The organism is Chrysiogenia bacterium (genome assembly GCA_020434085.1).
Classification (GTDB): Bacteria; JAGRBM01; JAGRBM01; order JAGRBM01; family JAGRBM01; genus JAGRBM01.
The window spans coordinates 1-8,754 of record JAGRBM010000228.1 but is presented as its reverse complement, the minus strand read 5'-3'; the positions used below and the strand labels follow the sequence as shown (position 1 = coordinate 8,754).

11 protein-coding genes are annotated in these 8,754 nt (G+C 63.6%); 6 read left to right on the top strand and 5 right to left on the bottom strand.

Going from position 1 to position 8,754, the window contains the following annotated elements; translation table 11 throughout:
* The coding region (locus tag KDH09_07520; GenBank protein MCB0219524.1) for a dienelactone hydrolase family protein at positions 1–1,043 on the top strand (1,043 nt) is incomplete at its 5' end.
* 159 nt (positions 1,044–1,202) lie between these two features.
* Here KDH09_07520 and KDH09_07515 read toward each other — a convergent pair.
* The 4 genes from KDH09_07515 to KDH09_07500 all read right to left on the bottom strand — a co-directional run bounded on the left by KDH09_07515 (position 1,203) and on the right by KDH09_07500 (position 4,871).
* Complete coding sequence (locus tag KDH09_07515) at positions 1,203–2,297, bottom strand: radical SAM protein (protein ID MCB0219523.1); 1,095 nt, start codon at positions 2,295–2,297, stop codon at positions 1,203–1,205.
* A 204-nt stretch (positions 2,298–2,501) separates the two neighbouring features.
* Positions 2,502–3,077 carry a molybdenum cofactor guanylyltransferase gene (locus KDH09_07510; protein MCB0219522.1) on the bottom strand — a complete coding sequence of 192 codons (576 nt, stop codon included), beginning with the start codon at positions 3,075–3,077 and terminating at the stop codon, positions 2,502–2,504.
* Positions 3,078–3,081: 4 nt separating this feature from the next.
* Positions 3,082–4,035 carry a GNAT family N-acetyltransferase gene (locus tag KDH09_07505; GenBank protein MCB0219521.1) on the bottom strand — a complete coding sequence of 318 codons (954 nt, stop codon included), beginning with the start codon at positions 4,033–4,035 and terminating at the stop codon, positions 3,082–3,084.
* A gap of 86 nt (positions 4,036–4,121) precedes the next feature.
* On the bottom strand, positions 4,122–4,871 hold the full coding sequence (locus KDH09_07500) for a DUF4124 domain-containing protein (GenBank protein ID MCB0219520.1): 750 nt from the start codon (positions 4,869–4,871) through the stop codon (positions 4,122–4,124).
* 257 nt (positions 4,872–5,128) lie between these two features.
* On the opposite strand from KDH09_07500, the gene hemL reads away from it, so the two are divergent.
* From hemL to KDH09_07475, 5 genes are all read left to right on the top strand, one after another.
* Positions 5,129–6,427 (top strand): glutamate-1-semialdehyde 2,1-aminomutase, encoded by a 1,299-nt coding sequence (gene hemL, locus KDH09_07495; protein MCB0219519.1) that lies wholly within the window; start codon positions 5,129–5,131, stop codon positions 6,425–6,427.
* A 169-nt stretch (positions 6,428–6,596) separates the two neighbouring features.
* Positions 6,597–6,872, top strand: coding sequence for an AtpZ/AtpI family protein (locus tag KDH09_07490; protein ID MCB0219518.1), 276 nt, complete (start codon positions 6,597–6,599; stop codon positions 6,870–6,872).
* Positions 6,835–7,266, top strand: coding sequence for an ATP synthase subunit I (locus tag KDH09_07485; GenBank protein MCB0219517.1), 432 nt, complete (start codon positions 6,835–6,837; stop codon positions 7,264–7,266). The genes KDH09_07490 and KDH09_07485 overlap by 38 nt, the downstream gene beginning before the upstream one ends.
* A gap of 26 nt (positions 7,267–7,292) precedes the next feature.
* A complete protein-coding gene (gene atpB, locus KDH09_07480; protein ID MCB0219516.1) occupies positions 7,293–7,985 on the top strand; it encodes a F0F1 ATP synthase subunit A in 693 nt (230 codons plus the stop codon).
* A gap of 73 nt (positions 7,986–8,058) precedes the next feature.
* A complete protein-coding gene (locus KDH09_07475) occupies positions 8,059–8,391 on the top strand; it encodes an ATP synthase F0 subunit C (GenBank protein MCB0219515.1) in 333 nt (110 codons plus the stop codon).
* Positions 8,392–8,562: 171 nt separating this feature from the next.
* On the opposite strand, the gene KDH09_07470 is transcribed toward KDH09_07475, so the two are convergent.
* A partial coding sequence (locus tag KDH09_07470) for a glycine cleavage system protein H (GenBank protein MCB0219514.1) occupies positions 8,563–8,754 on the bottom strand: 192 nt, incomplete at its 5' end.

Genomic DNA, 8,754 nt, shown 5'->3' with positions numbered 1-8,754 from the left:
GGTGGCTGACGCCTGCGCGGGAACTCACCCGCCGCGTCCCACCGGCGGAGTATTCGGAGCGACTGAGGGAGATTGCGCAGCTCTCGGCCAACATGACAGCCAAGCCTGTCCCGCTCGATATCTGCCAAACCGACCCCAGCTATGGTGAAGAGGCTGTTTCAGTCCTATCTGCGCTCTCCTTACCACGGTTTGCACCGCTGGAAGACGCAAGGCCGGAAACCATCGAGCATTGCCCCTTCTATCTTCCAACGAAATCTGACGACGCAAGTCCCCGACCCCTCTACTTCGCCGACAAGTGCCACCCCAACGTGCTGGGCGCGCGACTTGTCGCCTATCAATTGGCCTGCCATATCTGGGGCAAGGAGCATCCCATGACCGAGAGAACCTTCTCACTTGAGCACACCCTTCGCCGTCCCGACGAGCGCAGCGAGGGCAAGCCACCAGTCCTGATCGCCCTGCACGGGATCGGCAGCAACGACAAGGATCTCATCGGCCTCCAGCCCTTTCTCGATCCGCGGCTCTATGTGATCGCCGCGCGGGCGCCGCATGAATACGCCTTTCCGGGCGGATACTCCTGGTTCGATCTGGGGATCGACCAGCGCACGGGCGAAGTGAGCGTCGACATCAAGCAGATCGAGGAGAGCCGCGACAAGATCATCGCATTCATCGACGAGGTCATCGCCGCCTACGACGTCGATCCCAAGCGCGTCTACCTGATGGGATTCAGCCAGGGGAGCATGATGAGCTACACCGTGCTCGCAAAGGCGCCCGAGAAGATCGCCGGTATCGTCGCCATGAGCGGGCGATTCGTCCCCGAGCTCTTCGAGGAACTCGATACCTCGCGCATCAAGGATTTCCCGATCCTCGTCACCCACGGCACGCTCGACGACGTGCTCCCCATTGAAAACGGCCGCGCCGCGCGCGACGCGCTGGAGAAGCTGCCGGTCAATCTCACCTACAAGGAATACCCCATGGCCCACGAGGTCTCGCAGGCCTCCATCGGGGATGTGAGCGCGTGGCTCAAGGAGCAGTTGGGAAATTAACCGGAGATTCAGTGTTGTCATCCTGAGGGCGCGAGCCCGAAGGATCATAACCGCGTGCAGTCGTTCGATCGTTCACCGGTTTGCTGCCGGCACCCAAAGGTTGAGATCCTTCGCTCTGCTCAGGATGACAGCAGTGGGATAGGGTAACGGAGCAAGCAATTACTTCACCCAGTCCACATATTGTTGTCTTAGTGTGCACCGCTCGCACACGTCGGGCATTTTCCCCTTGAGAAAACCTTTGCGCAGCGCGCGCCAGCGGCGGGCGTGGTAGAGCTTTTGAGGATCGCCCTTGAGGGCGCTGCCGATCCTGAGCTCTTCGGGCGCAACGCAGCAGGGATAGACGCTGCCGTCGGGGGCAACCTTCATCCATTCAAAGGCCTGGTAGCAGGCGCCGGGCAGCTCACTGAGCAGCGCGCGGGTGTGCTCGGGGTCCCATTCGACCGGCGCAGCGCCCTCGCCGCGGTAGGCGTGGAGCCGCACCGGCAGGCTGGCGATCATCACCTCGGCGCCGGCGCGCTTTGCCGCTTCTGCGATGGCGGCCCGGCCCTCCTCGATCTGCTCCTGCGAATACTTGTGCTCGAGCAGCAGGTGGGAGAACTTGCCGTTTCCCTCGTAGAGTTGCTGGATGAGAAAAACTTCGGCGCCCCAGGAGCGGACTTCTTCGACCATGGCCGGCAGCTCGTGAAAGTTCCTGCTCGTGGCCACGGCGCTCACCACCAAGCGGTGGGAGAGCCCTCGCTCGCCGAGCATCCGGGCGGCCGTCTTGAGGTTGCGCGAGACACGCTCGAAATCCGAACCCGCGCGCAACTCCTCGTAGGTCTCGCCCACGTGGGAATCGAGGGAGATCTGCAGCCGGTAGAGAAAGGGCGCCAGCACCTCGCACCACTCTTCGGTGAGGTAATAGCCGCTCGTAATCAGCAGCAGCCGGTTGCCGTGGCGGCGCACCGCCGCCAGGGTGCGCTCAAGGTCTCCGAGGAACGGTTCGCTGCCGGCCGAGGGAATGACCACGTCGGCGCCGGGAAGCAGCGCATCGAGCAGGTGCTCGTGCTGCTCGGGGGTCAGTTCGCTGGGCGCCGGTTTTCCCGCCCCGTAGCAGAAGGCGCAGCGCAGGTTGCAGAAGTTGTTGGCCGAGAGTTCGACAAAAAGCGGCCCCGCCGCGCTTCGCGCGCGTCGCGCATGGACGTCCTCAAGCAGCCGCTGCGCCCTGCCGGCCGCTGCCTCGGAAATGGGAATGTCGCTGCTCACATCGGGCATTGTGGCACACCCGAATGCCGGTTGCGCCAGCGATGCCTCAAGAGAAGCTTGGCGGTTCACGGGGCCAAGATCTCAAGCCAGTTACGGTGTCATCCTGAGCGCAGCGAAGGATCGCGTTGTCGGAGGTTCACTGCTGCTCCAAACCGATTCTTCGCTATGCTCAGAATGACACGCGTAGGGAACTTGCCAGCGTTCACCGGCGGTCTATTTGCTGATTCTGGCGACATCTTCGGGCGTGTTGAGGTTGTCGAAGAATCCCTCCGGCGCGCCAAGGTCCTCGCCCGTGGGATGCGAGACCTGCAGGGACGCGAGCGCCCGGTGCACGGCGCGCTCGCCGTTCTTGAGGGAGGTTTCGAATACCTTGTCGCAGCGCTTTTGGTAGAGCGCGCACAGCGGGTGATCGCGTTCGCCTTCGCGCGGAACAACGGCGTCGGTCTGCTCTCCCAGAAGCGTACGCATCTTCTCGAACGGCGGCGCGCTAAGACCGGGCAGGTCGCAGGCCAGCACGAAGGCCGCGGGCGCGCTGATGGCATCGAGGCCTACCCGCATGGCTTCGAGCGGCCCCTGCCCCGGCGCTTCCTCGGCCAGGACGGGCAGGCCCAGGTGGGCCAAGCGCTGCGCGTCGGGGGCAACGAGGATCACTTCGTCGGAAATCTCTCGGGCGACGGCAATCACCCGCTCGATGAGCTCCTTGCCGCCGATTTCAATGAAAGCCTTGTCACTCCCCATGCGGCTGCTTGCGCCGCCGCAGAGGATGAGCGTTGCGGGTTTGCCGGGCACGGGCTCAGAACTGCCAGTTGGCAAAGACCACGTAACCGGCGGCGCGCTGCCAGGGGCAGCCCTCCAGGGTGAACTGCTGGCGGGTTTCCACCACGCGAAAGCCGCGCGAGAGCAGATACTGATAGTTCGTATCGTCTTCGCTGAGGATGCGGATGCGCAGGTATTTCTTCTCCTGCACCCGCGCGTAGGCACCGATGGCGGTGATGAGCTGGTCGAGACGGCCGACGTTCTTTTTGACGTGGCAGACCAGCGAGTGGATATGAATCGAGTCGTCGTGCTCGTTCATGTAGTAAGGGCCCTTGTGGGCGATGGCCATGGCGACGATCTCTTTTTCTTCATAGAAGATGAGCGTCTCGCCGGCATTGGTATACTGGGTCGCTTCGATGAGGTGGCGGTAGTCGGCCCCGCGGGTGGCCTGCTCCACAAAGGCGGTGAGCTGGTGATTGAGCTCCTTGCGCTCTTCCTCGCTCTTGGCCGAATAGGCGTCCACCCAGAAGTCCATCTGCTCGGGCAGCGAGCTGACGGGCACTTCGAGCGTCGCAACAACGGCGGACGGGGAGAAACCGACCTTGCCGAGGAAGCCCAGAATCTGGGGGGAGGCGGGACCTTCCATCCCCACGGTGGTCACGCTCTTGTTGAGCACGTGGGCGATAGCCTTCTGAAGCAGCATCGCTCCGTAGCCCTTGCCCTGCTCGTTCTCGAAAACCGAGAAAGGCCCAAGCCAGCCCTCGCGCCCCTGCACGTGGGCGTAGCAGATCCCCTTGAGCCGGCCCTCGTCGTAGAGGCCGAAGGCCCCGTCCGGACAAGTGGCGGCCAGCCAGTTGAGTGTCTCTTCGGTGGCCGGCACGCTCGTGCCGATGTGCATTCCGGATGCGAGCTTTTCGGCCGCGTGGCCCTCGCCGAGCAAATCGGCAACGAGCTCACGGTCGGACTCTGCAATCAAATCAACAACCGGCATCATCCCCCCTTGCGGCAGCCTGCGTGCAGCTCACCGATCACCCAAAAACCGCGTGCCGATGCCCGGGCACACGCGAGATCAAATCACTAGCGAACCCAGCCAACCGGCGCGCCGGCGGCGCGCGCATCTTCGGGAATGCGCGCGCACTCGGCCTCCTTGGCCTTGGCGCGCTCATTGAGTTCCTCGACGCGCCTGGCCTCTTCGGGCATGCCGAATTTCTGGCTGCCCACGTAGGCGGCGCTGGCGGCCTTGTGCTGCTCGCGCAGGTTCTTCGCCTCGGCGCGGCAGCTCGCGATGCGCTGGCGCCACCAGGCCCGGTCGTGCCCGTCCTTGTCGGCCTGGCCGAGCTTCTGCTGCTTGTTGAGTTCCTCGGCACGCTCCTGCTCGGCCTTGAGTCGCTCGGGGCGGCCCGGATCCAGAAGGAAGCGACCGGTTTCGGGATCGCGCCCGACAACCGTGGCCGGGTCGATGTCGGGCGGAAGTCCGGTCAGGTCCACGCCTTCCTTGGGAGCCACGCCCGATTTCTCGCCGCTGCCACCGGCAGCCGCGCCCTCTTCACCCTGTCCCTCGCCGGCTTCTTCGGCAGCCGGCGCCGCCGGGCGGGTGCTGCGCGCGGGGCGCTTTTCCACCTGGTCGCGATACTTGGTCGGGATCTTGCGAAGATCATCGACAAAATGCGTCTGTCCGTTGCTGTCGCGATACTTGTAGATCTTCCCCGCCCGCGCCGGACTTACCGGACTCACAAGGAGCAGGCCGAGTGCCAGCAAGCCGGCAAGTGCAAGGCCCTTGAAAGATCGGGGACTGTGCCCCCATGTCAATTCTTCGCGCGTCTTCATTCGCAATCCTCTTGAGGCTCTCCTGAACGCGCCGCCCCCGTCCAATGGGGAACTCGCGCGGCCCGATGCCATCGTGATTTCCAAGCCAGCCAAGTCTACCTGATTGTGCAAGCAGGCTCCAGACGTGGGCAAACACCGCCGCCGCGGGCCGTGCGACTTGACTCAGCGCCCGCAAGCGCCCATCCCTTGGAAGGCGCGGCGCGCGCCCTCCCCGGGCCGGGCGCCGCATTGCTTTTAATTCCCAGCGAGGCCCGCACATGCCCCAGAAGAAATCCCACGCCAAGTCCCGGCGCGCCCACCAGCGCGCCCTCAAATCCCTGCCCGGCGGCGTCAATTCGCCGGTTCGCGCCTTCGGCAATGTGGGCGGCAACCCGCCGTTTATTGCCTCAGGCAAGGGGGCGACCATCACCGACATCGATGGCAACACCTACATCGACTACGTGGGTTCCTGGGGCCCGCTGATTCTGGGCCATGCCCATCCCAAAGTCGTCAAAGCCATTGAACGTGCGGCCAGAAACGGCGCGAGCTTTGGCGCCCCCACCGAAGGCGAGAGCGAGCTGGCCGAAGAAATTCGCCGCCGGGTTCCCAGCGTCGAGCGCCTGCGCCTGGTGAACTCGGGCACCGAGGCCACCATGAGCGCGCTTCGCCTGGCGCGCGGCGCGACCGGCCGCGACAAGATCATCAAGTTCGAGGGTTGCTACCACGGCCACGCCGATTCGCTGCTGGTCAAGGCAGGCTCGGGCGCGCTCACCCACGGCTCGCCCGACTCGGCAGGCGTCCCCGGGGACTTCGCCAAGCACACGCTGGTTGCGGGCTACAACGACCTGGAATCGGTGGCAAAGCTCTTTCGAAAAAACAGGGGCGAGATCGCGGCGATCATCGTCGAGCCCGTTGCGGGAAACATGGGCTGCGTCCCGCCGGTGCCGGGCTTTCTCGAAGGCCTGCGCGAGCAATGTACGAAGCACGGCGCGCTGCTGATCCTGGATGAAGTGATGACCGGCTTTCGCGTGGCCCGCGGCGGCGCGCAGCAGCGCTTCAAGATCAAGCCGGACCTGACCTGTCTGGGCAAGGTGGTGGGCGGCGGCCTGCCGCTGGCAGCCTACGGCGGGCGCGCCGACCTGATGCACAAGATCTCGCCGGAGGGCCCGGTCTATCAGGCGGGCACGCTCTCGGGCAATCCGCTGGCGGTGGCGGCCGGGCTGGCCACACTCAAGGAACTCACGCCGGCGAGCTACCGCACGCTGGAGGCGCGCGGGAAGATCCTGGAGAAGGGACTTGCGGCCGCGTTCAAGAACGCCGGCGTTCCCGCGCAGGTCCAGCGCGTGGGCGCGATGATGTGCACCTACTTCAGCGAGACGCCCGTGCGCAGCTTTGTCGACGTGCAACGGAGCAACCTCGAATTCTTCACTCCCTTTTTCTGGGGGATGCTTGAAGAGGGGATTTATCTTGCGCCCTCGCCCTACGAGGCCGGATTCCTCTCCCTGGCGCACACAGAGGCCCAGATTCGAAAGACAATTCGGGCCGCCGAGCGGGTTCTTGCGGCGCTGGCCCGCTAGGGCTTCGGGACGCGCGCGGGGGCGACAAAATTGCGCCTTCAAGTGGCCGGAATGACTGGGGAAATAAAGCCCCGGGGAAGTGCCCGGAATAGTTGACACGCTGCGAGAGGGTGTGTTACCCAATGCGCGCGCTGGGGAGGGTTTCCCCGCGCGAAACGCTGGCAGGGGAATGACAACCAGCGACAAGCAGCAAACGAGCCCCAAACGCTGGCAGAAGGTGAGTATCCTCGCCGCCGCCGCCAGCCAACTGGGAGCGGTTCTCGGCGGAAGCGCCTTTCTGGGCGCCCTGGCCGACGAGAATTTCGGAACCAGCCCCTGGCTGTTCCTGATTTTGCTGACAACGGGATTCGTAGGCGGGTTCTGGAACTTACTGCAGATTCTCAAACGCTACGGATCGGGAAGTAACAATGCCGCCGGAGGCGACCAAACAGACGGCCGGGACTGAGCGCATCGAGACAACGGTACTCGCGCTCACGGTTGTGGTTTCCCTGGCACTGGTTCCCCTGATGGGCTCGCACGTAGCGGCCGGCGCCGGCATCGGCGGATTGGTGGCCTTCGCCAATCTCTGGATGCTCCGCACGCTGGTTACCGGCATGCTGGCCGGGCGCGAGAGTGAGCCCCTGACCCCGCGGCGCAAAGTGATTCTGGGCTTTGTGGCATTTGGAAAGTTCGTCGTTCTCTACGGTGGGCTCTTCGTGCTGATGACCCGGACTCCGATCAGCCGCATCGGATTTTTGATTGGTTTTTCAACACTGCTGCTTGGGATCGTGGCCGATGGCCTTCGCAAGCAGCAGCCGGGCAGCCTGGGGCCCGAGGGCGAACACGCAGAGAATTCTTGAGCGTTTGGTAAGGATCAACACGGCCGATGGGACATCATTCCTGGTTTGACCTGTTTCTGCATGACAGCCACCACTACATCCACGTCGTGATGGCTGGTGTGACTTTCACCTTCCTCGCCATCTTCTCTCTGGCGGCGGTGGGCAGCCTCCGCAAGCGTGCCGACGCGCGCATTCCCGATGAGAAGTTTACGATGGCCAACGTCGCCGAGCTCGCCGTGGGCGGCCTCGCCAATCTGTGCGACGACATCATCGGTCACGACGGTCGCAAATACATGTGGCTGATGGCGCCGACCTTTCTCTACATCTTCGTGGCGAACATGCTCGGCGTGATTCCGGGGTTCCTGCCCCCCACCGACAACATCAACACGAACCTGGCTGTCTCGGGCGTCATTTTCATCGGCTACAACGTCTATGGCATCAAAGAGAACGGCCTGGCCGGCTACCTCAAGCACATGATGGGCCCGGTCATTTTCATCGCCCCGCTCTTCTTCGTCATCGAGCTGGTCAGCCATCTGGTGCGTCCGGCCTCGCTGGCCATTCGTCTCTACGGCAATATCTTCGGCGATCACCTGGTGATCGCGATTTTCTCGGATCTGGTAAAACTCGTCGTCCCGGCGGTTTTCCTGGGAGTTGGAACCTTTGTTTCCTTCATCCAGGCGCTGGTGTTCACCCTGCTCTCGATGGTGTACATCGCGCTGGCCACGGCACACGATCACTAAAGTTTTCAATGGTTTGAAGTTTCAAACCGCAGAAAAAGGCGCACGCACATCCCAAGGAGGAAAGGAATTCCCAATGCTTAACAAGATTGCGCTCAGCGTTTTTGCCTTCGCGGCATTCGCCCTCACCGCCGCCCCGGCTTTTGCCGCAGAAGAGGCCGCCTACGGCGGTTTCACCGACAAGGGTCTGGTCGGCTTCTCCGCCGCCATGGCCATTGCCATTGCCGCCCTCGCCGGCGCGCTCGGCCAGTCCAAGGCCGCCGTTGCCGCCCTGGAGGGCATGGCCCGCAATCCCAGCGCTTCGGGTCAGCTCCAGACCGCGATGATTATCGCCCTGGCTCTGATCGAGTCGCTCGTGATTTACGGCCTTCTCATCGCGTTCTTCCTGCAGGGCAAGGTCACGCTCTAGTCCGGAGCTGCCTTTTCCTGCGTGCGGGACCCTTCCCGCGCAGCAAAAGACCCATCCCCGCTTCGGCGGCGGATGGGTTTTTTGCTTTGGGCAAAGTTGCAAACCGGGCGCTCACAAAAAAGCCCGGCCAGATGGCCGGGCTTTCGCTTTGCTGGGCTTTGCTGCCCCTGGCTACTCGTCTTCGCCCTCGGCTTCGAGAAACTCGCCGTAGGCGTCTTCGTCCATGAGATCCTTGAGCTCGTCGGGGTCGGTCAGATCGACGATGTAGAGCCACCCGTCGCCGTAGGGCTCGTCATTGATGACCGAGGGCGAGTCCGAGAGTTCCTCGTTGACCTCGATCACCGTGCCCGAGATCGGGCTGAT

Bases quoted from the DNA above. Each gene is read 5' to 3' on its own strand.
- KDH09_07505 (MCB0219521.1), bottom strand. From the start codon at position 4,035: ATGCCGGTTGTTGATTTGATTGCAGAGTCCGACCGTGAGCTCGTTGCC.
- KDH09_07485 (MCB0219517.1), top strand. From the start codon at position 6,835: ATGCCGCCGGAGGCGACCAAACAGACGGCCGGGACTGAGCGCATCGAG.
- KDH09_07515 (MCB0219523.1), bottom strand. From the start codon at position 2,297: ATGCCCGATGTGAGCAGCGACATTCCCATTTCCGAGGCAGCGGCCGGC.
- KDH09_07475 (MCB0219515.1), top strand. From the start codon at position 8,059: ATGCTTAACAAGATTGCGCTCAGCGTTTTTGCCTTCGCGGCATTCGCC.
- KDH09_07490 (MCB0219518.1), top strand. From the start codon at position 6,597: ATGACAACCAGCGACAAGCAGCAAACGAGCCCCAAACGCTGGCAGAAG.
- hemL (MCB0219519.1), top strand. From the start codon at position 5,129: ATGCCCCAGAAGAAATCCCACGCCAAGTCCCGGCGCGCCCACCAGCGC.
- atpB (MCB0219516.1), top strand. From the start codon at position 7,293: ATGGGACATCATTCCTGGTTTGACCTGTTTCTGCATGACAGCCACCAC.
- KDH09_07500 (MCB0219520.1), bottom strand. From the start codon at position 4,871: ATGAAGACGCGCGAAGAATTGACATGGGGGCACAGTCCCCGATCTTTC.